This window comes from Micromonospora zamorensis, assembly GCF_900090275.1.
GTDB lineage: Bacteria > Actinomycetota > Actinomycetes > Mycobacteriales > Micromonosporaceae > Micromonospora > Micromonospora zamorensis.
This window is the reverse complement of record NZ_LT607755.1, coordinates 517,879-540,026: the sequence shown is the minus strand read 5'-3', so window position 1 is coordinate 540,026 and position 22,148 is coordinate 517,879. Positions and strand designations below refer to the sequence as shown.

Below are 22,148 nucleotides of genomic sequence, written 5' to 3'. Positions count from 1 at the left end.
GCGTGTACGTGTCGTTTGGCAAGAAGTCCGTTGCGGTGGCGGTCTCGGCGCTCACCGCGCTCGCTGTCTCCGCGTGTGGCACGACGTCCGGCGGGTCCAATGAGCCCAAGCAGCCCAGCGCTCTGGAGCTGCTGGCCAGTGACCTCAAGGGGTCGCTGCAGAAGACGGCCGAGGCCACCAACAAGAGCGATTCGGTGACCGTGTCGATGACGGGCACGGCGGGCGGCGAGAAGGTCGAGATGCGCGGCGTCCTGGACCTCGGCGACCCGGTCAAGGCCGAGATGACGACGACGGACCCGAAGGGCGACTCGACTGTCGTCCGGATGGTCGGTGCGGTCATCTACGTCGAGATTCCGGCCGAGGACCGCTCCAGCATGGACGGCAAGCGCTGGATGAAGATGGACCTGAGCGAAGCCGGTAAGCAGGCCGGGATGAACTTCGGCAAGCAGTTCGAGGACATCGACCCGACCAAGCAGGTCAAGACGCTGATCGCCACCGAGGGCACGAAGGTGGTCGGGCAGGAGACGGTGGACGGGACGGCCACCGTCCACTACACGGTCAACACTCCCCTGGCGACCCACCTTGAGCAGGTCGACGCGAAGCTGCGGGCAGGCGTCGAGCAGCAGATGACCAAAATGGGCGTCAAGGAGATCACCACCGATCTGTGGGTTGACGAGCAGTACCGGCCCCGCCGGGCGGCCCTGAAGATGGGCCCGTTGGGTGACCTGGTGATGGACTACACCGACTACGGCAAGGCGGTGACGGTCGAGACGCCGCCGACGGCGGAGACCCTCGACTTCGCCGAGATGCTCAAGGGTCTGCAGGGCTTGACCGCCAGCAACTGATCAGGACCGGAAGACTGCCCGGCTGGCGCGGAGACGCGCCCGCCGGGCAGTGCCGTGTCCGCCCCCACTCGTCGCGGCCCGACTGACAGCCGACTCCGGGCCAGCCGAGGTCGCGCAGGTCGAGGGCAGGCGAGGTCAGTTGGCCGCCACGACGTGGTCGATCACCAGGTGGGCGGCGCCGGTGATACCGACGTCCTGACTGGTGGCGACCCGCTCGATGAGCAGGGTCTGGGTGGCCACCACGACAGCCAGGATCTCGCCGATGGCCCGGCCGGCCTGCCGGGCGAGCGCGGTGGCGTGCCGGTCGCCGTCGTCGATCAGGCGGATCACACCGGTCAGGTCGGAGACCGGCACGCCCTGGTCGCGTAGCGCGGTGACCAGGGCCACGCCGCTGGCCACCGCCTCCAGGCAGCCCGCGTTGCCGCAACCGGTCGGCGCCGTCACGGCCGTCATCGGCTGGACCGCACCGTCCTGAACCTCAGCGGGATCGTCTCCGACCGAAGCGGCACCGTCTCGTACCGAAAAGGAAGAGTCATGAACACATTCGAGATCTGCATCGACAGCGTCGAAGGAGCGGTCGCCGCCGAGGAGGCCGGCGCCGACCGGGTGGAGCTCTGCTCCGCGCTCTTCGACGGCGGGTTGACTCCCAGCCTGGGCACCGTCGAGACGACAGTGCGCGCCGTCACCCGGATCCGGGTGCACGTGATCGTCCGCCCCCGGGCCGGCGACTTCATCTTCTCGCCGTTCGAGATCGAGGCGATGGAGCGGGACGTGCGGGCGGCGGTCGCGGCCGGCGCGCACGGCATCGTGATCGGCGCGCTGACCGCCGAGGGTGACGTCGACGTGCCGACTACCCGTCGCCTGATCGCCGCCGCAGGCGACGCCAGCATCACGTTCCACCGTGCGTTCGACATGACCCGCGACCCGCACGCGGCGCTGGAGCAGCTCATCGAGTTGGGCGTGCACCGGGTGCTCACCTCGGGCCAGGAGGTCAGCGTGCTGGAAGGCGCTCCGCTCATCGCCGACCTGGTGCGCCGGGCCGCCGGACGGATCGTCGTCATGCCGGGCGGTGGCATCACCCCGCGCAACATCGCCCGGATCGTCGAAGCGACGGGTGCCGACGAATACCACTTCGCGGCCCTGGTCAGCTCGGACAGCCCGGCCGTGCACCGCAACCCGGCACCGCTGATGGGCGGCAGCCTGAGCCGGCCCGAGTACGAGCGGTCGGGCACCTCCGGGGCCCTGGTCGGCCAGGTACTCGCGGCCGCCCGCGCCTGACCGGCAACGCGCTCTGACGAGCGGTGGGCCTGAGGAGTCACCTTCAGGCCCGCCGCTCGCGGGTGTCAGCCGGTGGGCCAGGGCCGCGATGTCACCCCGGATTGACGGCGGCGACCGGCCTCAGTAGCCCAACAGGGCGATGAGCAGCGAGGACACCGCAGCGACCAGGAGCACTCCACCAGTGCCGAGCCCGACCACCGCGCTCACCGCCACGGCGCGGGCCCGGGCCACCGGCACCGCCGCAAGGGCCACCACGGTGACGAGCGCGGCGACCAGATGAATCAACGGGTAGTCGATCAGCGCCGCAACCGGGAAGAGGTGCACGCCCACGACGAGGGCGATCCAGGGGGCGGCCAGCTCATTACGCCGCAGCAGTGCGAGCAGCCCGGCACCGACCGCGGCGGCGCCGAACTCGATGCCGACGACGATGCCGAAGGTAGGGCTGGTATCGGCATCGAACGCCGTACCGTCCGACCAGTGACGCCAGGCGAGCAGGGCCCCGACGGCCGCCGTGAGCAGGGACAAAACCGAACCAGCGATGAGCACCGGCCGCCACCGCTTCGGGGGCGCCTCCTGCGCCCAACCAAACCAGCTGGTGGCGAAGAAGCCGAACACGAACGCCGTCGCCGCTGCGTCTCGGACATGTTCGGTGATCATTGCCCTCCCCGGGTACCGCTGGTTCGACGTCGGACTTCGCCGTTGTCGGCGGCGCTGTCACCACCGACCACGACGCGGTAATACTGCCCTGACAGGTGCTTGATGACAGCGTGGGGTTGCGGTCGCTCACGCCGCGGCCCCCTATGCGGTGACGAGGTTGATGGCGACGCTGATCGGGACGGACGCCGCCTTACGACAGACCGCGTAGGTCCGGGCCTCCGGCGAGGAGGCGTACGCCGTCGTCGTCGTGTCGGTGCACCGCGCAACCGGCACGGGTGAAGCACACGGTGACGGCTGCGCTGGCGACGGGTTCAGGGGTACGCGACGCTGCCCGAGCCGCGACACTGCTCGCAGCTCCGGTACGCCTCACGACGCGGCGCGGGGACGTCGGCGTCGGCGAGAAGCCGGTCGCCGTAGGTGGTGCACCGGCACGGTTCCAGCGTGAAGGTCATCCCGTCGAAGTCGGGGCAGGTCACGACGAACGCGGCGGTCACCGACACCGCCGGGCCGGGCAGTCACCTTCGTGTTCCACCCGCCGCACGCACCGCCGACCGCCGTCGAGTGGCAGGTCGACAGCGGGCGGCCCTACCGCTCAGTCGGCGGGTACGACCGTCGGGTGACCCACCGCGGAGAGCGCGGCCGCGCGGGCGTGCCGGATCGCGGCCGGTGTGTCGGGGAAGACCAGCCCCTCGCGGCGTAGGTCGTCAGCCACTCCGAGGGTGGCGAGGACGCGGTCGTGGGCGGGGGTGATGCCGGAGAGCAGGACGGTGATCCTGCGTCCGCGTAGCCGTCGGATCGCGTCGCCGAGGACGTGCGCGCCGGTGGCGTCCATGGTGGTAACCCGGGACATCCGCAGGATGACGACCCGGACGTCGGCGACCTCGGACAGTTCGAGCAGGAAGGTGTGGGCCGCGGCGAAGAAGAGCGGCCCGTCCAGCCGGTACGCGACGATGTGTTCGGTGAGCAACGCGTACTCCTCCGCGCTGTGTTCCCCGGGGTCGAGGGGCACCTGTTCCAGCCGGGCGCTGCGGGCCACCGCGCGCAGGGCGAGCACCACGGCGACGCCGACGCCGACCGCGACGGCGGTGACGAGGTCCCAGATCACGGTGACGGCGAAGGTGAGCACCAGCACGACCGCGTCGCCCCGGGTGGCCCGCGCCAACGCCCACAGCGAGGCGGCCTCCACCATGCGGACCGTGGTGGCCAGCAGCACCCCGGCCAGGGCGGCGAGCGGAATTCGGCCGACCAACGGCGCGGCGGCCAGCACGATCGCCGCGAGGGCGACGGCGTGGGTGAGGGCCGCCAGCTTCGAGGCCGCTCCGGCGCGGACGTTGACCGCCGTACGGGCGATGGCGGCGGTCGCCGGGATGCCGCCGAAGAGCGGGGCCGCGAGGTTGGCCAGCCCTTGACCGAACAGCTCCCGGTCCGGGTCGTGCCGCTCGCCGACGGTCATGCCGTCGGCTACGGTCGCCGAGAGCAGGCTCTCCAGGGCGGCGAGCGCGGCGACGGCGAGCGCGCTGGGCAGCAGTACGCCGAGCGCGCCGAGGTCGAGGAAGCCGAGCGAGGGGGCGGGCAGGCCCTGCGGCAGCGCGCCGATCCGGACCAGGTCAACCGGGACGACCTCGGCGAGGACGGTGGCGGCCGCCACGCCGAGCAACGAGAACGGCAGGCCGGGTCGCCACCGAGCGCCAAGCAGCATGAGCGCCGCGACGGCGAGGGCCACCGCGAGGGCGGCCGGCCGCGGGTGTGCGACGAAACGGGCGACCGCGTCGGCGGCGACGGCCCAGACCTTCTGCCCGTGCGCGTCGGTGACGCCGAGCGCGGCGGGCACCTGTTGCAGGGCGATGACCACGGCGATGCCAGCGGTGAAACCCTCCAGCACCGGGGTGGGCAGGTAACGGACGTACCGGCCCAGGCGTGCCACAGCGAGTGCGATCAGCACCAGGCCGGCCATCGCCCCGACCATGAGTACGCCGGTGGCTCCGAACTGCTGCACCACCGGCACCAGCACCACGGTCATCGCTCCGGTCGGTCCGGAGACCTGGAGGTTGGAGCCGCCGAAGACAGCCGCCACCGCGCCGGCGACAACGGCGGTGATCAGCCCGGCCTGGGCGCCCAGGCCGGAGGTGACGCCGAACGCCAGTGCCAGCGGCAGCGCCACCACCGCCACGGTGAGCCCGGCCAGGAGGTCCCGGCGCGGTGAGCGGTGGACAGCCGCCCAGTCGGACCGACCGGGCAGCAGCCCGAGTAGCCGCTCGCGGACGACAGGAATGGCGCCGCTCACCTGTCCACGCCGGTGGCGCGCAGCTCGTCGAGGAGGCCGTCCCGGTCGGTGAGGACCGCGCCGAGGATCCGCCGCCCGGCGGCCAGCAGGTCGGCCACGTCCGGAGTGCTGAGCGCGTACATGACGAGGGGACCGTCGCGGTGTGAGGTGACCATCCCGGCGCGGCGCAGCACGGCGAGCTGCTGGGAGAGGTTGGATGCCTCGACCTCGATCACGGCGAGCAGGTCACGGACCGGCTTCGGGCCGTCCTGGAGCAGTTCGAGGACCCGGATGCGCACCGGGTGCCCAAGGGTGCGGAAGAGTTCCGCCTTCGCCTGGTACAGCGGGACCGACATGAGCACCCTCCCCATCGATACGAAGACTTTAACACTTGAAGAAGTCTTCAATTGCTGGAAGGGGGCCCTTCTCTCAGATGTCGTTGACGCAGCGCAGCACCGGTCGAGCGGTCAGCGCAGCAGTGTCCAGCGGACCAGAAGTCCGCACCGTGAAGGTCGTCGACTCGCCCGGCAGCAGGGTGACCAGTGCCTCGTCGACGGAAGCCGTCGGGTCGAGCCGGTCGGCGAACAGCGTCAGGTCGCGCAGCACCGTGCGGGCCGTGACCCGGACCCGCTGTCCACCGTCGAACGGCTCGACCGTCGCCTCCCAGGCCGCCACAGGCCACTCCACCTCGCGGTCCTCGGCGAAGAACCAGAGTGCCCGCTCGGCGCTCTGGCCCGCCTCGGCGACGAGCAGCTCGCGTCTGGCCTCCTCCGGCCGGGCCAGCTCCGCCGGCAGCGCCAGCGTCACCGCCGAGTACGCGGGAACGGCCAGCTCCATCGTCGTCTTCGCTCGGGGCTGGCCGGCGAGGGTCACCCGGGTCACCGAGGCCGACGCCCGCCAGGGTGTGCCACTCTCGTTGACCGCGACCAGGGCCAGGCCGCCGGCGCGGGGCTGCACGGTGAGCAACCGATCGGCGTACGCGTGACGCAGCGAATACCACAGGGGTTTGCGTCGGCCGTCGCCGTCGACGGCCGACCAGGAGGTCACCGGCCAGCAGTCGTTGAGCTGCCAGACGATGGTGCCCGCGCAGACGTCCCGGTGTGAGCGGAAGTGCTCCACCCCGAGCTGGATGGCGCGGGCCTGGTTGAGCTGCGTCAGGTAGTGCCAGTCGTCGAAGTCCGCCGGGGCGGGCAGGTGCGCGTCCAGGCCCCGCTGGAGCTTGGCGTCACCGTTTGCTGCCTTCTGGTGGTGCGCCATGCCCGGTGAGTCGTGCGCCAGGGGCTCGTCGCTCAGCGCCCGGCGCACTGTGGCGTACGCCGGCGGTGCCTGGTAGCCGAACTCGGCGACGAAGCGCGGGACGTACTCCCGGTATCTGGTGTAGTCGTCGGTGTTCCACACGTCCCAGATGTGCGTGGTGCCGTGCGCCGGGTCGTTGGGGTGGATCGCCTCGCTACCCGACCAGGGGCTGCCCGGCCAGTACGGGCGGGTCGGGTCCAGCTCACTGACGATCCGGGGCAGCACGTCGAGGTAGTAGCCGCGCCCCCAGGTGCGCCCGGCCAGCGGCTCCTGCCAGTCCCAGTCGTGCCAGCCCCAAATGTTCTCGTTGTTGCCGGTCCAGAGCACCAGCGACGGGTACGGCGCCAGCCGCGTCACCTGCTCGGCCGCCTCGGCGGCAACCTCGGTGGCGAAGGGCTCCTCCTCCGGGTAGGCCGCGCAGGCGAAGAGGAAGTCCTGCTGGACGAGCAGCCCCCGCTCGTCGGCGAGGTCGTAGAAGTCCGCCGACTCGTAGCGGCCACCGCCCCAGACGCGCAGCAGGTTGATGTTGGCTTCGACGGCCTGGTCGAACCGCTCGGCCAGTCGGTCGCGGGTGATCCGGGTGGGGAACACGTCGTCCGGGATCCAGTTGACGCCCCGGACGAAGACGGGGACGTCGTTGACCGACAGCGCGAACGGGGTGCCGTGTTCGTCGGGCGTGGTGTCCAGTCGCACCTTGCGAAAGCCGACCCGGTGCGACCAGACGTCGAGGGTGTCGTCGTCCGGCCCGTGCACTGTCACCTCGATCGGGTGGCGTGCCTGTTCGCCGTACCCCCGGGGCCACCAGAGCGTGGGCTCGCGGACGGTGAGGGTGAGCACGGCCGTGCGCTGGCCGGCCGGGACGATCACCTCGGTGCGGGAGCCGGCGACGGCGGCGCGGACGGTCAGCGGGACGTCCGAGGCCCGCTCGATCTCGACGTGCACCTCGACCCGGCCGTCGCGGCCGTCCATTGTGACCAGTGGGCGGACGGTGGCCAGCCGGGCGGTCGACCAGGCGTGCAGGCCGATCTCCTGCCAGATGCCGGCGGTGACCAGGGTGGGCCCCCAGTCCCAGCCGAAGTTGCAGGCCATCTTGCGGATGAAGTGGAACGGCTCCGGGTAGGCGTTGGGCCGGTCGCCGAGCCGCTCCTGCTGCGCCTCGGCGTAGCGGTACGCGGAGTCGAACGCCACGACCAGGTCGTTGTCGCCGTCGCGCAGCAGCGACCGGACGTCGAACCGGTAACCGCGGTGCATGTTCTCGGTGCGGCCGACCTCGACACCGTTGAGGGTGAGCGTGGCGACGGTGTCCAGGCCGGCGCAGACCAGGTCGACACGCTCGTCGTCGCCCGGCCGGTGCACGAAGGTGGTCTGGTAGCTCCAGTCGCTGCGCCCGATCCAGGCCAGCGCCAGCTCGTTGTCGTCCAGGTACGGGTCTTCGATCAGCCCGGCGTCGAGCAGGTCGGTGTGCACGCAACCCGGCACTGTCGCCGGCACGGCCCGCCCGGCGATCCCGGCCGGCACCTGCGCTCCGGGTGCCGCCCGCAGGGTCCAACCGTCGTAGAGTGCCTGTCGGCTCACCATTGCACCGCACCTTCCGCATCGAAAGACGTTTACTGAACCGGATAAGCTAGCAACCGTACGGTCCACCATGGTGACTGTCAACGGCCGGTTGACGCCCCGCAGCGAAGAGGAGCACGCCGGTGAAGCGGCCGACCATCGCCGACGTCGCCCGACGCGCCGGCGTGTCCAAGGGCGCCGTGTCGTACGCGCTCAACGGGCAGCCCGGCGTCTCCGAGACCACCCGGCAGCGCATCCTGGCCATCGCCACGGAGATCGGGTTCAGCCCGAGCAGCGCCGCCCGCGCCCTCTCCGCCGCCACCGCCGGGGCGGTCGGCCTGGCCCTGTGCCGACCGGCCCGGACACTCGGCATCGAGCCGTTCTTCATGGCGTTGATCAGTGGTGTCGAGGCCGAGCTCTCCGCCCGCTCGTACGCGCTGACCCTCCAGGTGGTGGCCGACCACGACGCCGAGATCGCGGTCTACCGACGGTGGTGGGCCGAACGCCGGGTGGACGGGGTGCTCGTGTGCGACCTGCGCACCGACGACCGGCGCATTTCCGCGCTGGAGCAACTCCAACTGCCGGCGGTGGTGATCGGTGGGCCCGGCGGCACCGGTGAGCTGTCCAGTCTCTGGTCCGACGACGCCGCAGCGCTGACCGAGACGGTGGAATACCTGGTCGCCCTCGGGCACCGACGCATCGCCCGGGTGGGCGGCCTGCCCGACCTGCGGCACACCGAGATCCGCACCGAGGCCTTCGCGGAGATCTGCCAGCGGCTCGACCTGGTCGACGCGATCACTGTCTGGTCCGACTACACGGGCGAGGAGGGAGGTCGGGCCACCCGCCGGCTGCTCAGCTCCGCCCAACGGCCCACCGCGGTCATCTACGACAACGACGTGATGGCCATCGCCGGGCTCTCCGTCGCCCAGGAGATGGGGCTCACCGTGCCCGGTGATCTGTCCATCGTGGCCTGGGACGACTCGCCGCTGTGCCGCCTGGTGCACCCGTCGTTGACCGCGCTGGGCAGGGACATCCCCGCGTACGGCGCGCACGCCGCCCGCCAACTGCTCGCGGTCATCGCCGGACAGCCCGCCGGCCGGGTGCAGGACGAGACGCCGCACCTCACCCCGCGCGGCAGCACCGCACCACCCCGGATGAGATGAACCGGTTCAGTTACCAGGGCTCAGCGGGACGCTGACGGGAACTCCTCGAAGTACGCCTCGACCCGCTCGGCCGTCGCCGGGCGGGCCAGCGCGAACCCCTGCCCGTACCGGCAGCCACCCCGGCGCGCCCCCTCCACCTGGGCCGACGACTCCAGCTCCTCCGCGACGATCTCCACACCCAGCCGCTCTCCGACGTTGACCACCACGTCGATCAGCGGCGGCTGCCCGTCCGGCCGTGCGCCCACCAACTCCGGGCCCACCTTGAGCAGGTCGATCGGCAGGCGGCGAAGCTGCGCCAACGAGGCGTGCTCGGCCCGGAAGTCGTCCAACGCGGTGCGCACACCCAGCGACCGCAGCCCAGCCAGCCGGGCCACCACCGTCGACAGGTCACCAGCGACCCTCGGCTCACTCACCTCCACCACCAGCCGCTCCGGCGGCACCCCGTACGCGGCCAGCACGGCCGCGGCCCGCTGCACGAAGTCGGGGGTGGTCAGCTCCCGGGTGGTGATGTTGACCGCCATCCACAGCTCCCGTACGCCCACCGACCAGTCGGACAACTGCCGGCAGGCCCGGTCCAGAACCCACCACTCCAACTCGCCGATCAGGTCCAGGTCCTCGGCGACCGGCAGCAGCTCGGCCGGGAGCACCGTGCCGAGCACCGGGCTCCGCCAGCGCAGCAGAGCCTCCGCGCCCACCGGCTGCCCGTCGGCCAGGTCGACCACCGGCTGGTAGACCAGATCCAACTCACCGCGGGCCACCGCACCGGGCAGCTCGCGTTCCAGGTCGAGCCGGCGAACCAGCTGCTCCTCCAGGAACGCGTCGTACCACTCGACCCGGTCCCGGCCCAGCTGCACGGCCCGCCGTCGGGCCAGCTCGGCCTGACGGAGCACGTCCGCCGGCCCGGCCCCGCTGACCTCGGCCAACCCGATGCTCGTCTGCACCCGCAGCACCGCACCGCCCAGCCGGTAGGGCGGGCTGAGCGCGGTCAACAACCGGGTGCCCAGCGCGTACGCCAGCATCGGACCGGCGGCGGTGACCACGGCGAAGCCGGCACCCGTGCACCCGGTGACCAGGTCGTCGGGGGCGATGACCGCGCGGGCCCGGTGCACCGCCTCGGCCAGCATGTCCTCCCGGGCCGTCGGGCCGACGCCCTCGGTGCCGTGCAGGTCCACCAGCAGCAGCGCGCCGGTCGGCGCCGGCACGTCGCCGATCGCGGCGAGGGCGTCCAGCAGAGCCGCCCGGTCACCCGGACCACCGCCGCCCGCCGGGACGGGCCGTCGGTTGAGCGCCGACCAGGCGGCACCGTCGTCGGTTGCCCAGGCTGGGCCGACACCGCTCGGTGCGGCCGGGTCGACGGCGCGGCCGGAGTGGTGCTGGGCCGGTGTGGCTGGCGGCTCCGACCTGCCCGGCCAGCGTGCCGGCGCCGCATGGCGGTGCCGGACCGCGCCGCCCGTGCGTCGACGGTGCGCGGCCCGCCGTTCGGTGGTCGAGGTGCCACCCGCGCGCAGCAGGTCACGCAGCACCAGGGACGGCACCGCCGCCAGGGCCAACACCACGCTCGTCCGGTCGGGAGCACGGCCGGCAGCCAGGTGCACACCCGCCGCCAGCAGCAGCATCCCCGCCGGGAGCACCGCTCGGGGCCAGGCCGCGGCGACCGGCTCCGCCGGCTCGGCGTCACCCTCGTCCGCCGCGTCGGCCGCACCGACCGCGACGAGCAGCATCCCGAACACCAGCGGGGGTACGGCCAGCAGGGCCGCCGGCCCGACCGGCTCGGTTGGCAGCGTGGCCAGCAGCACCAACCCGCCCAGAGTGAGCAGGACGCCGCCCCGGCAGACCTCCGCACCCGAGCGTCGCCTCGGCCCCGCGAACGCGTTGAGGGCGGCCATCCCCAGCCCACCGAGCGCCAGCGCGACGACCAGCCGGGTCGAACCCGGCAGGTCGGCACGGGGCAGCAGCAGCCAGCCGGCGAGGGCCAGGCCGACGGCCGGGCCGCTCGACTCGACCGACCGGCGCAGCAGGACACCGGCCGACGTCCCCGTCCGGCCGGGAAGGCGGTGGAGACCGAGCCCGGAGAGGGCGGCCACGACCAGCGAACCGATGAGCACGGCGACGGTCGACCCGACGTCGGCCAGGGGCAGCACGACAGCGGTGAGGCCAGCGGTCACCACCGCCGCGTCGAGGAGCACACCCGCCGTACGCGGTGACGGATCGGCACGGCGTCGTCCGGCCAGCCGGGAGAGTCGCACCCCCGCGAGCGTGGCGCCGGCACCAGCGGCCAGCGCGATCACCACCGAGGCCGGGACCAGGCCGATGGCACCGGCGAGAAGGAGAAGCGCCACCGCGGTGGAGGTGGCGGCCTCCGGTGCCGCCCGGCGAGGGACGAGAGCACGGAACGGGTACGCGAGGAGCACGGCGGTCGCCTTCGTGAGGGGGCACGGGGGCGGTACGACGGTGCGGGGCATCGGACGTTGCGGGTCCGCTGCTCAACAAACGGAAACGATCGGCGGCCGGATTGGTTACGTGTCGGTCACCTGGAGGAGACAATGACCTGTGTCACTGTACGGCGTACCGCACCCCGCCGGCACCGCCCGCCGCGAGCCGGACCGGCCGGGGGTGGGATCATCGGAGGGTGAGTAAGCCCGACACGGTCCGCTTCCGGTACAACCAAGCCATCCTGGTCGCCGCGGTCATCGCCTTCATCGGTGCACTGCCGCTGGCGAGCGCCCGGACCTACCTGCTGCCGGTGCTGCTCCTGCCGCTCGCCGTCGCGCTCTGGGCCTGGCGGGCCGGCACCGACGCCAACGCCCGGGAGCTGCGCGTACGGGCGTTGGCCGGGCAACGCCGCATCGACTGGGACCAGGTCCTCGAACTGGTCACCGACCAGCGCGGACGTGCGGTCGCGCGGCTCGACGACGGCCAGCAGGTGACCCTGCCGGCGGTGCGCGGCGTGGACCTGCCCCGGCTGGTGTCGGCCACCGGCCAGACGCTGCCCGACAACTCGGCCGAGGCGCCCGGTCAGTAGCCGTCGACCACCGTGTTGATCAGCGGCTGCCCGGCGGCGAACCGGCGCACCTGGTCACCGACCAGTCGGTAGGCACGCGGCAGCAGACCTCGCACCGACCCGGCCACATGCGGTGTGAGCAGCACGTTCGGCATCGTCCAGAGCGGCGAGTCGGCGGGCAGCGGCTCCGGATCGGTGACGTCCAGGGCGGCCGAGATCCGACCGGTGGCCAGCTCCGCGACCAGCGCCTCGGTGTGGGCCACCGGCCCCCGGGCGGCGTTGACGAGCAACGCACCGTCCGGCATCGCGGCCAGGAAGTCCTTGTCGATCAGGCCACGGGTCTGGTCGGTGAGCGGCACGATCACGATCACCACGTCGGCGTCGGGCAGCAGCCGGGGCAGTTCCTCGACGCCGTGCACACCCTGCTCCGGGCGGGCGGTCCTCGCCACCAGCGTGAAGCTCACCTCGAAGGGGGCGAGCCGGTCCCGCACCGCGGTGCCGATCGCGCCGGCCCCGACGATCAGCACCCGCTTGCCGGTCAGCTCGTCGGTCGGGAGGTTTCCCTCGTTCGCCCAACGCCGCTCGGCCTGTGCCCGGATGAACGTCGGGAACGCCCGCAGCTGGGCAAGGACAGCCGTGACGACCCACTCGGCGGTGGACGGGTCGTGCACACCCCGCGCGTCGCAGAGCGTGACCCCCGGCGGTGTCCGGCCGGCCCAGGCGTCCGCCCCGGCGGAGAGCAACTGCACCACGGCGAGGTCGGGCAGCTCACGCAGCAACGCCGTCGCGTCCGAGCCGCCCAGGAACGGTGGCACCCAGACGCGGACGTCGGTCGCCTCCGACGGCAGCCGGTCCGGGTGCTCGAACACCTCCACCGTCACGTCCGGGGGCAGCTCGCCCATGAGGTTCAGACCGGCCTGGTGTGGGATCCATACCTTCACGTCCGCCGACGATAGTCCCCTTGACCACGGCCGGCGCGGGCACGGCGGCGAACAGACGTCCCGGGGGATGGCGCGTGGGGTCGGGGCGGGCGAGACTCAGCACACCGATGTTCGACTCCGCCCTGGACGAGGTATAACGAAGGGTCGGAGGGCCGGTCGGCCTCCGACCCGGCAGACAGGTGCTCGATGACCGACGGCTCCCCCGCCACCGCCCGGCCTCCGATCGTCCCGCCTGCGGCGCTCGGCGAACCGGCGCGGCTGCGCGCGCTCGCTGACACCGGGCTCGACGCCGTCCCGGACGAGGCGTTCGACCGGTTCGCCCGGCTGGTCAGCGACCTGCTGGACGTGCCGGTGGCGCTGGTCTCCCTGGTCTCCGCCGACCGGCAGTTCTTCCCCGGCGCGGTCGGGTTGCCGGACCCCTGGTCGGAGCGTCGGCAGACCCCGCTGAGCCACTCGTTCTGTCAACACGTCGTGGACATCCAGGTGCCGATGGTGCTGCCCGATGCCCGGCTCTACCCCCGCGTCCGGGAAAATCTGGCGATCGACGACCTCGGCGTGGTCGCGTACGCCGGGATGCCTTTGACCGACCTCTCCGGTCGGGTGCTCGGCTCGCTGTGTGCCATCGACAACAAGCCCCGAGCGTGGACGGCCGCGCAGCTGCGGACACTGGCCGATCTGGCCGCCGCCTGCTCGTCGGAGCTGCGACTGCGGATCGCGCTCGACAGCGCGCAGGAGGCCGGGCGGCGGATCGTGCAGGCGCACGAGCGGTTGGAGCTGGTGGCCGGGGTGAGCGAGACGCTGGCCGGCACCCTGGACGTGGGCACCGCGTTGCGCCGGCTCGCCGCCGCGATGGTGCCGCTGCTCGCCGACTGGTGCCTGCTCACCCTGATCGGGCCGACCGGCCTGCCCCGCGAGGTGGTCTCGGTGCACCGCGACCCGGCCCGGACGGCGGACGTCGACCGCTTCGGTGAGCTGCTGCGCACCGGGCTGAGCCCAGAGTCGATGGTCCGGGCGGTCCTGCGGACCGGCCAGCCCCGGCTCGGCAGCGTGGCGTCCCTGGCCGACGTCACGAGGGGCACCACACACCCGGAGATGTCGACGATCGCCGACCGTCTCGGCATCGCCTCCTACCTGAGCGTGCCGATGCAGGGCGTCGGCGGCACCGTGCTGGGCGCGATCACCCTCGTCAACGGCGCGCAACGGCAGCAGTTCGACGACCGCGACCTGCTCACCGCTGTCGACATCGGCCGCCGGGCCGGCCAGGCCGTGGGCAACAGCTCGATGTACGGCGAGCAGCGGCACGTCGCAGAGGTGCTGCAACACAGCATGCTGCCCCAGCTGCCGATCGTGACCGAGCTGGAGCTCGCCGCCCGCTACCAGCCGGCGGCCGACCGGGTGGAGGTCGGCGGCGACTGGTACGACGCCTTCGTCCAGCCCGACGGTGACGTGATCGCGGCGATCGGCGACGTGGCCGGGCACGACATCGAGGCGGCGGCGACCATGGGTCAGCTCCGCAACCTGGTGCGGGGCAACGCCTTCGGCCGGCCGGACACGGTCGGGTCGCTGATGAGCAACCTGGACGGCGCGATCCGTGGCCTGCGGCTGCCGATCGCCGCCACCGCGACACTGGTCCGGATCTGCCCGCAGCGCGGCGGTGTCCACGAGGTGACCTGGTCCAACGCCGGGCACCCACCGGCCCTCGTGGTTCGCGCCGGTGGGGCGGTCGAGGTCCTGGAGGCGACCCCGGAGCCGCTGCTCGGGCTGGCCCGGCCGTCGAAGCGGACCAGCCAGTCGACCAACCTGGCCACCGGTGACACCCTGCTGCTCTACACCGACGGGCTGATCGAGCGGCGGGACCGCTCCATTGACGAAGGGCTGGCCGAGCTGACAGACCGACTGGCCGGCACCGACACGCTGCCCCTCGACGAGCTGTGCGACCTGCTGCTCGCCTCGATCGACCACCGCGAGGACGACACCGCGCTGCTGGCCGTACGGGCACGGTGAGCGGTCCACCGGGGACCACCGACCGGGTTCACCGGCACCCGTCGGGTCGCGACGGGCCCGGCCGGGCCGTCCAGCGGGCTACCCTGGGCCGGGTGAGAGCCCGTCCCCCGTACCCTCGCGTCCGTCGCCTCCGGGCGGCCCTCGCGGCGTCCTGCGCGGCGCTGCTGTTCGCCTCCGGTTGCAGCTTCGGCGAACCGGAACCCGACCCGGCCGGCGAGCCGCCCAACCTGCCGACCCCGTCCGCGCCGGCGAGCGCAGGCGGCGCCGGCCAGCAGGCGGTGGCGACAGTGCTCGCCAAGGGTCTTCGGGTGCCGTGGGGCATCGCCTTCCTGCCGGACGGCGGCGCGCTGGTCACCGAACGCGACAACGGCCGGATCCTTCAGGTCGGCCCCGAGTCCGGGCCGGACGGGCTGCGGGTCCGCCCGGTGCAGACGATCCCCGAGGTGGCCGCGGCCGGCGAGGGCGGTCTCCTCGGCATCGCCGTCTCCCCGGCCTACGCCCAGGACCGCACGGTCTTCGTCTACTACACCGCCGCCCAGGACAACCGGGTCGCCCGGCTGCAACTCGGCGGTCAGCCCACCCCGATCCTCACCGGCATCCCCAAGGCCAACGTGCACAACGGCGGCGGGTTGGGCTTCGGGCCGGACGGGCAGCTCTACGTCAGCACGGGCGACGCGGGTGAGCGCCCCTCCTCCCAGGACGTGAAGAGCCTCGGCGGCAAGATCCTCCGGATCACGCCGGACGGCAAGCCCTCCACTGGCAACCCATACCCCAACTCCCCCGTCTGGTCACTGGGCCACCGCAACGTCCAGGGGTTCACCTGGGACGGCGCCAAGCGGATGTACGCCGTCGAGTTCGGCCAGAACACGTGGGACGAGATCAACCAGATCACCAAGGGCGGCAACTACGGCTGGCCGGAGGTCGAGGGGCGCGCCGGCGACAAGCGGTTCACCGACCCGATCACGCAGTGGGCCACCTCGGACGCCTCCTGCTCCGGTCTGGCCGCCACGGACCGGCTGCTGGTCACCGGCTGTCTGCGCGGCAAGCGCCTCTGGGTGATGGAGCTGACCGACACCGGGACGCTGCTCGGCCAGCCCAGTGAGCTGCTCACCAACCGGTACGGTCGACTGCGTGCGGTGGCCGCGGCACCGGACGGGTCGCTCTGGGTGGGCACCTCCAACCACGACGGGCGCGGTGACCCGGCCGGCGACGACGACCGGCTCCTGCGGGTTGTCTTCGCGGGCGGCGACGGCGGCCGCAGCTGACGTTCGTCACCATCCGGTCAGGTTTGCCAAGATCTTTCGACGGGCAGGTCAGACTTTCAGCATGGACGGGCAACGCGACGAGCAGCACGACGACGCCGACGACCGGGACGACCCGGCGACCGGCGGCGACCGGCCGCGCCCGGACAGTCGGCGGCTCGGGTCCGCCGAGCTGCTGCGCCGCATCGGGCTGGTCGTCGCCGTCCTCGCCGTGGCCCTGGGCGGGGCGGTACTCGGGGTGCTGGCCGGCGGTCGGGTGGACACCGACATCGGCCCGTTCCGGGCCAACCTCAGCATCTCCCCCGCCCGCGACGGCGGCACCACCGTCGACATCCCACCGCTGGGCGCGCTGCTGCTCGACAGCCACGACGGGCCGACCCACCTCACCGTCCGCCTGGGCGCACTCGACCAGGGCCGCACCGAGGCGCTGATCGACGACCCGGCCAGCATCAGCCGGGCCAGCCAGAGCGCCGTCGAGGACGTCCGCTCCGGGGTGATGCGGCTCGGCCTGCGGACCCTCGGCACGTCGGTGCTGGTCACCCTGATCCTGGCCGGGCTGATCTTCCGCAACGTCCGGCGGACCGCCTGGGCGGGCGGGCTCGCACTGCTGATCACCGCCGGCAGCCTCGGCACGGCGGCGGCCACCCTGCGTCCGCAGGCGATCGAGGAACCACGCTACGAAGGGCTGCTGGTCAACGCACCGGCCATCGTCGGCGACGCGCGCCGGATCGCCAACGACTACACCAAGTACGCCGAGCAGCTGCAACGCCTGGTCGGCAATGTCAGCCAGCTCTACACCACCGTCTCGGCGCTTCCGCTGTTGGAGCCGACCCCGGGCACCACGCGGGTGCTGCACGTCTCCGACATGCACCTGAACCCGACCGGCTGGCAGTTGATCCGCACGGTGGTGGAGCAGTTCGGCATCGACGTGGTGATCGACACCGGCGACATCACCGACTGGGGCAGCGAGCCGGAGGCGTCCTTCGTCGGGTCGATCGGCCTGCTCAAGAAGCCGTACGTCTTCATCCGGGGCAACCACGACTCCGGCAAGACCGCCGCCGCGGTGGCCCGTCAGCCGAACGCGATCGTGTTGAACAACACGACGACGACCGTCGCCGGGCTGACCATCGCCGGCGTCGGTGACCCGCGTTTCACCCCGGACAAGAACACGTCACCCGCCGGCAGCGGCCTGACCCAGCAGGTCGCCGACCAGGTGACCGGGGTCGGCGAGCAGCTCGCGACCACGGTGCGCCGCTCACCGCGGCCGGTGAACATCGCGCTGGTGCACGATCCGGCGTCGGCCGGGCCGCTCTCCGGCACGTGCCCGCTGGTGCTGGCCGGGCACACCCACGCGCGGCAGGTCTCCAAACTGCCGCAGGTGCCCGGGCAGCAGCCCACCACGCTGATGGTCGAAGGCTCGACCGGCGGGGCCGGGCTGCGCGGCCTGGAGGGCGAGAAGCCGACCCCGCTGTCGATGAGCGTGCTCTACTTCGACCAGCTAAAGATGCTCCAGGCGTACGACACCATCACCGTCGGAGGCACCGGGCAGGCCCAGGTCAACCTGGAACGACGCCTGGTGGAGAACCCCACCGTGGCGTCCCCCTCGCCCACCACCAGCCCGACCCGCTGACGCGGCGTGGAGGGGCGACCGCCGTCCTTCAGTTCGACACAGAGAGTAAACAGAGACGAGCGTCCCCCACCCCTGCTTTCCCCCTTTGCTCTGCTGCCCAATCTGCACCAGTCACTGTCGGTGCGTCCCGCACGGCATGACGCCAAAAGAGCAACGGTTGGTTCGCGCTGTTCAGACCGGGTGGCGCATCGGCGGCAGCAGAGCAAAGGGAGGAAACGGCGTGGCGTGAGCGGCAGAGACGATTACAGCGAGTTGCGAACGGGTTCTTTCCTATGCGAATCACTCAGTGTGATAACGCTCACCGCCGCGGTCAGCGTAGGGCGATGGCGGCCAGCGCGGCGTTGACGATGCTGCCGGGCAGCAGGTCGTGCAACTCGTACAGCTCGGCGACGCTGCCGGACTGGCCGAACTCGTCCACCCCGAGCGGCACCGCCGGGGCGCCGACCGCCGAACCGAGCCAGGCCATCGCGTGCGACGCGGCGTCGTGCACGGTCACCACCGGCACCCGATCGACGAACGCGGACCGCAGCGCGCCCGGCACGCTGGGCACGGTGGCCGTCCGCACGCCCTGGCGCAGGGTGCGCTGCCAGGCCCGGTAGAGCCGGTCGAGGCTCGTCACGTCCACCACGTGCGCGGCGACGCCCTCGTCGGCCAGCTCCGCCGCGGCGGCCAACACCTCGGGCAGCACCGCGCCTGAGGCGGCCAGTTGCACCACCGGGGCGTCGACCAGGTGCGGATACGCCTGGTGCGCGTCGACCAGCCGGTACGCCCCGGCGACCACCTGCCGACGCAGGACCGCGTCGCCGAGCCGGGCGCGGGCCGCCTCGAACGGTGCCTGGTCCAGCGGCCGGGTGCTCAACCGGAAGTAGTACGCCCCGTCCTCGGTCGGCGCGGCCGTCGCGGCCGGGGCCGACCCGCCGGCGATCTGCCCCAGCGCGTCGCAGAGCAGCCAGTCGAGGCTGGCCGCGTACGCCGGCTCCAGGAAGGTCACCCCGGGCAGCTCCAGGCCGACCGACGCGGTGATGGTGGACTGGTGGGCGCCGCCCTCCGGGGCCAGGGTGATGCCCGACGGGGTGCCGGCCACCACGAACCGGGAGCCGGAGTACGTGCCGTACAGGAACGCGTCGAGGCCGCGCAGGACGAACGGGTCGTAGACCGTGCCCACCGGCAGCAGCGGTTGACCGGACAGGTCCCAGGAGAGCCCGAGCTGGCCGAGCAGCAGGAACAGGTTCATCTCCGAGATGCCCAGCTCGATGTGCTGCCCGGCAGGGCTCTCCGTCCAGCGCAGCATCCGGTCCTCGGTCCAGGAGCGCTGCTCGGTGGGTGCGAACACCCCGGTCTTGTTGATGAACCCGGCCAGGTTGGTGGAGGTGGCCACGTCCGGGGCGGTGGTGACCAGGTAGCGGCCGACCTCCCGGTTCCGCGCCAGGTCCACCAGCACCCGGCCGAAGACCTCCTGGGTGGAGATGGGCTTGGTTGCGCGTACTCCCGTGCTTTCCGGAACCGTGACCCCCAGCGCGCGCTCGCGGGGCGCGCGGGACAGCGCCTCCCGGCGGGCGCCTGCCCGGATGCCGGCCGGTGACGCCGGGTCGAGGCGGTCCCACTCGGTCTCGGAGGTCAACCCCTGCGCGGCCCGCAGCGTGTCGACCTGCTCCGAGCTGAGCAGCGCGGAATGGTTGCGCGGGTTGCCGGCGATGGGCAGACCCCAACCCTTCACGGTGTACGCGAAGACGACGCTGGGCCGGTCGGTGACCGCGTCGCACTGCGCGTACGCGTCGAGCATCGCGGACAAGTCGTGCCCGCCCAGGTCGGTGACGAGGGGACCGAGGTCCTCGTCGCTGATGTGGGCGATCAGCTCGTCGATGCCGGCCGGCGCGCCGTCCAGGAACTGCTTGCGCAGCGCCGGGCCGGTCAGCCCGAACAGCGACTGGTACTGCTCGTTGGGCATCGCGTCGATCCAGTCGCGCAGCGCCTCGCCGCCCGGCCGGGCGTACGCCTCGGCGAGCCGGCGACCGTACTTGACCTCCACGACGTGCCAGCCGGCCGCCTCGAACTGACCCCGCCACTGGTTGATCCGGATGCCGGGGACCACCCGGTCCAGCGACTGCCGGTTGAAGTCGACAAGCCACATGACGTTGCCCAGCCCGGTGGTCGCCGGGTCGGCCACCGCCTCCCAGATGTTGCCCTCGTCCAGTTCGGCGTCGCCGATCAGCGCCACGAACCGGGAGTGTGGTCGGGCCCCGAAGTGCGCGTCGACGTAGCGGCGGGTGGCGGCGGCGAAGAGCGGCGCGGCCGCGCCCAGACCCACCGAGCCGGTGGAGAAGTCCACCTCGTCGGGGTCCTTGGTCCGCGACGGGTACGACTGGAGGCCGCCCCGGGCCCGCAGCCGTGGCAGGTACGAGCGGTCCAGGTTGCCGAGCAGGTACTGGATGGCGTGGAACACCGGGGACGCGTGCGGCTTCACCGCGACCCGGTCCTCGGCGTCCAGGTGCGCGAACCACAGCGCGGTCATCGCCGTGACCAGGGAGGCGCTGGACGCCTGGTGGCCGCCGACCTTCACACCGTCTCCGGTGGCCCGGTCATGGTTGGCGGCGTCCACGATCCGGGTCGCGAGCCACAGCACCCGCCGCTGGATCTCGTCAAGGACATCGAGGTCGTGCTGGGTCACGGTGGCTCCATCCAGGCGTCGCCGTTGACGCCCTCGCGAGGGGTGTGGATCGCGCCGCCCGGGGCGGCAGAGGGGTGACGTGCCGGTCAGCCTTCGACGCCGAGGCGCTCCAGGATCAGCGTGCGGACGGCGGCGGCGTCGGCCTGACCCCGGGTGGTCTTCATGACCGCGCCGACCAGCGCGCCGGCCGCGGCGACCTTGCCACTGCGGATCTTGTCGGCGATGCCGGGGTTCGCGGCGATCGCCTCGTCCACGGCGGCGGTCAGCGCGCCGGTGTCCGACACGACCTCCAGGCCCCGGCTGGCCATGATCTCGGCGGGTGAGCCCTCACCGTCGACCACGCCCTCCAGCACCGCGCGGGCCATCTTGTCGTTGAGCTTGCCGGCGTCGACCAGCCCCTGCAACTCGGCGACCTGGGCGGGAGTGGCACCGATCTCGGCCAGCTCCACACCGCTCTCGTTGGCCCGGCGGGACAGCTCACCCAGCCACCACTTGCGGGCCGCCGCCGGGGTGGTGCCAGCGGCCACGGTGGCCTCGATCAGCTCGACCGCGCCGGCGTTCAGCACCGACTGCATGTCCAGGTCGGAGAGCCCCCACTGCTTCTGGAGCCGACGCCGGTGCACCCGGGGCAGCTCCGGCAGGGCGGCCTTCAGCTCGGCGACCCACGCCGGGTCCGGGGCGATCGGCACCAGATCCGGCTCCGGGAAGTACCGGTAGTCGGTGGCCGTCTCCTTCGAACGTCCCGGGGTGGTGTCGCCGGTGTCCTCGTGGAAGTGCCGGGTCTCCTGCGTGATCCGGCCGCCCGCGTCGAGCACCGACGCCTGCCGCAGCATCTCCGAGCGGACCGCCCGCTCCACCGACCGCAGAGAGTTGACGTTCTTCGTCTCCGTACGGGTGCCCCACTCCTGCCCCGGCAGGTTGAGCGAGGTGTTCACGTCACAACGCAGCGAACCCTCCTCCATCCGCACGTCCGAGACACCGAGGGTGCGGATCACGTCGCGCAGCTCGGTGACGTACGCCTTGGCCACGTCGGGGGCGAGCGCGCCGGTGCCCGGGATGGGCTTGGTGACGATCTCCACCAGCGGGATGCCGGCCCGGTTGTAGTCGACCAGCGACTCCGTCGCGCCGTGGATGCGGCCGGTGGCACCACCGACGTGCAGCGTCTTGCCGGTGTCCTCCTCGAGGTGCACCCGCTCGATCTCGATCCGCACCGTCTCGCCGCCCACCTCGACGTCCAGGTAGCCGTCGACGCAGATCGGCTCGTCGTACTGGCTGATCTGGAAGTTCTTCGGCATGTCCGGGTAGAAGTAGTTCTTCCGGGCGAACCGGCACCACTCGGCGATCGAGCAGTTCAGCGCCAGGCCGATCCGGATGATCGCCTCGATGGCCGCCTTGTTGGCCACCGGCAGGGAGCCGGGCAGGCCCAGGCACACCGGGCAGACCCGGGTGTTCGGCTCGCCACCGAAGTCGGTCGGGCAACCACAGAACATCTTGGTGTTCGTGCCCAGCTCGACGTGGGTCTCCAGGCCGATCACCGGTTCGTAGCGTGCAACGACCTCGTCGTACGCGGGCAGTGTCGTCGTCAT

At 72.3% G+C, this 22,148-nt stretch carries 18 protein-coding genes; 7 read left to right on the top strand and 11 right to left on the bottom strand.

The genetic code is table 11. The features are described 5' to 3' along the window. The first annotated feature begins 2 nt into the window (after nt 1-2). Nucleotides 3-845 carry an SCO4651 family lipoprotein gene (locus tag GA0070619_RS02450; RefSeq protein WP_088946545.1) on the top strand — a complete coding sequence of 281 codons (843 nt, stop codon included), beginning with the start codon at nt 3-5 and terminating at the stop codon, nt 843-845. Nucleotides 846-980: 135 nt separating this feature from the next. Here the strand turns inward: GA0070619_RS02450 and GA0070619_RS02445 are convergent, their stop codons facing one another. Then, on the bottom strand, nt 981-1,298 hold the full coding sequence (locus tag GA0070619_RS02445) for an ROK family protein (RefSeq protein ID WP_088946544.1): 318 nt from the start codon (nt 1,296-1,298) through the stop codon (nt 981-983). Between the two features lie 81 nt (nt 1,299-1,379). Here GA0070619_RS02445 and GA0070619_RS02440 point away from each other — a divergent pair, with 81 nt between their 5' ends. Next, the gene (locus GA0070619_RS02440; RefSeq protein ID WP_088946543.1) at nt 1,380-2,123 is read left to right on the top strand and encodes a copper homeostasis protein CutC; all 744 of its coding nucleotides are present in this window, start codon (nt 1,380-1,382) and stop codon (nt 2,121-2,123) included. Between the two features lie 120 nt (nt 2,124-2,243). Here the strand turns inward: GA0070619_RS02440 and GA0070619_RS02435 are convergent, their stop codons facing one another. From GA0070619_RS02435 to GA0070619_RS02415, 6 genes are all read right to left on the bottom strand, one after another. Then, nucleotides 2,244-2,780, bottom strand: a complete 537-nt coding sequence (locus GA0070619_RS02435; RefSeq protein WP_088946542.1) for a hypothetical protein — start codon at nt 2,778-2,780, stop codon at nt 2,244-2,246. 141 nt (nt 2,781-2,921) lie between these two features. Then, nucleotides 2,922-3,053, bottom strand: coding sequence for a hypothetical protein (locus GA0070619_RS33735; protein ID WP_269458550.1), 132 nt, complete (start codon nt 3,051-3,053; stop codon nt 2,922-2,924). Nucleotides 3,054-3,091: 38 nt separating this feature from the next. Beyond that, the gene (locus tag GA0070619_RS02430) at nt 3,092-3,274 is read right to left on the bottom strand and encodes a hypothetical protein (protein WP_157743881.1); all 183 of its coding nucleotides are present in this window, start codon (nt 3,272-3,274) and stop codon (nt 3,092-3,094) included. Nucleotides 3,275-3,372: 98 nt separating this feature from the next. Beyond that, complete coding sequence (locus GA0070619_RS02425) at nt 3,373-5,064, bottom strand: SulP family inorganic anion transporter (protein ID WP_088946540.1); 1,692 nt, start codon at nt 5,062-5,064, stop codon at nt 3,373-3,375. Next, nucleotides 5,061-5,399: an ArsR/SmtB family transcription factor gene (locus GA0070619_RS02420; RefSeq protein ID WP_088946539.1), complete on the bottom strand. Its 339-nt coding sequence runs from the start codon at nt 5,397-5,399 to the stop codon at nt 5,061-5,063. Before GA0070619_RS02420 ends, GA0070619_RS02425 begins: the two co-directional genes overlap by 4 nt. Nucleotides 5,400-5,472: 73 nt before the next feature. Further along, entirely contained in the window at nt 5,473-7,917 is a 2,445-nt protein-coding gene (locus GA0070619_RS02415) for a glycoside hydrolase family 2 protein (RefSeq protein ID WP_088946538.1), read from the bottom strand. A gap of 119 nt (nt 7,918-8,036) precedes the next feature. On the opposite strand from GA0070619_RS02415, the gene GA0070619_RS02410 reads away from it, so the two are divergent. Continuing rightward, nucleotides 8,037-9,056, top strand: coding sequence for a LacI family DNA-binding transcriptional regulator (locus GA0070619_RS02410; RefSeq protein WP_088946537.1), 1,020 nt, complete (start codon nt 8,037-8,039; stop codon nt 9,054-9,056). A 20-nt stretch (nt 9,057-9,076) separates the two neighbouring features. Here GA0070619_RS02410 and GA0070619_RS02405 read toward each other — a convergent pair whose 3' ends face one another. After that, nucleotides 9,077-11,467, bottom strand: coding sequence for a GGDEF domain-containing phosphodiesterase (locus tag GA0070619_RS02405; RefSeq protein WP_088951509.1), 2,391 nt, complete (start codon nt 11,465-11,467; stop codon nt 9,077-9,079). A gap of 218 nt (nt 11,468-11,685) precedes the next feature. On the opposite strand from GA0070619_RS02405, the gene GA0070619_RS02400 reads away from it, so the two are divergent. Beyond that, a complete protein-coding gene (locus GA0070619_RS02400) occupies nt 11,686-12,078 on the top strand; it encodes a PH domain-containing protein (RefSeq protein WP_088946536.1) in 393 nt (130 codons plus the stop codon). Here GA0070619_RS02400 and GA0070619_RS02395 read toward each other — a convergent pair. Next, nucleotides 12,072-12,998: a 2-hydroxyacid dehydrogenase gene (locus tag GA0070619_RS02395; protein ID WP_088946535.1), complete on the bottom strand. Its 927-nt coding sequence runs from the start codon at nt 12,996-12,998 to the stop codon at nt 12,072-12,074. The genes GA0070619_RS02400 and GA0070619_RS02395 overlap by 7 nt on opposite strands. A gap of 186 nt (nt 12,999-13,184) precedes the next feature. On the opposite strand from GA0070619_RS02395, the gene GA0070619_RS02390 reads away from it, so the two are divergent. From GA0070619_RS02390 to GA0070619_RS02380, 3 genes are all read left to right on the top strand, one after another. Then, nucleotides 13,185-15,002, top strand: a complete 1,818-nt coding sequence (locus GA0070619_RS02390) for a SpoIIE family protein phosphatase (RefSeq protein WP_088946534.1) — start codon at nt 13,185-13,187, stop codon at nt 15,000-15,002. Between the two features lie 92 nt (nt 15,003-15,094). Further along, the gene (locus tag GA0070619_RS02385) at nt 15,095-16,267 is read left to right on the top strand and encodes a PQQ-dependent sugar dehydrogenase (protein WP_088951508.1); all 1,173 of its coding nucleotides are present in this window, start codon (nt 15,095-15,097) and stop codon (nt 16,265-16,267) included. 61 nt (nt 16,268-16,328) lie between these two features. After that, entirely contained in the window at nt 16,329-17,894 is a 1,566-nt protein-coding gene (locus GA0070619_RS02380) for a metallophosphoesterase (protein ID WP_088946533.1), read from the top strand. A gap of 310 nt (nt 17,895-18,204) precedes the next feature. On the opposite strand, the gene GA0070619_RS02375 is transcribed toward GA0070619_RS02380, so the two are convergent. Beyond that, nucleotides 18,205-20,562 (bottom strand): transketolase-like TK C-terminal-containing protein, encoded by a 2,358-nt coding sequence (locus GA0070619_RS02375; protein WP_088946532.1) that lies wholly within the window; start codon nt 20,560-20,562, stop codon nt 18,205-18,207. An 86-nt stretch (nt 20,563-20,648) separates the two neighbouring features. Further along, a complete protein-coding gene (gene gatB, locus GA0070619_RS02370; protein ID WP_088946531.1) occupies nt 20,649-22,148 on the bottom strand; it encodes an Asp-tRNA(Asn)/Glu-tRNA(Gln) amidotransferase subunit GatB in 1,500 nt (499 codons plus the stop codon).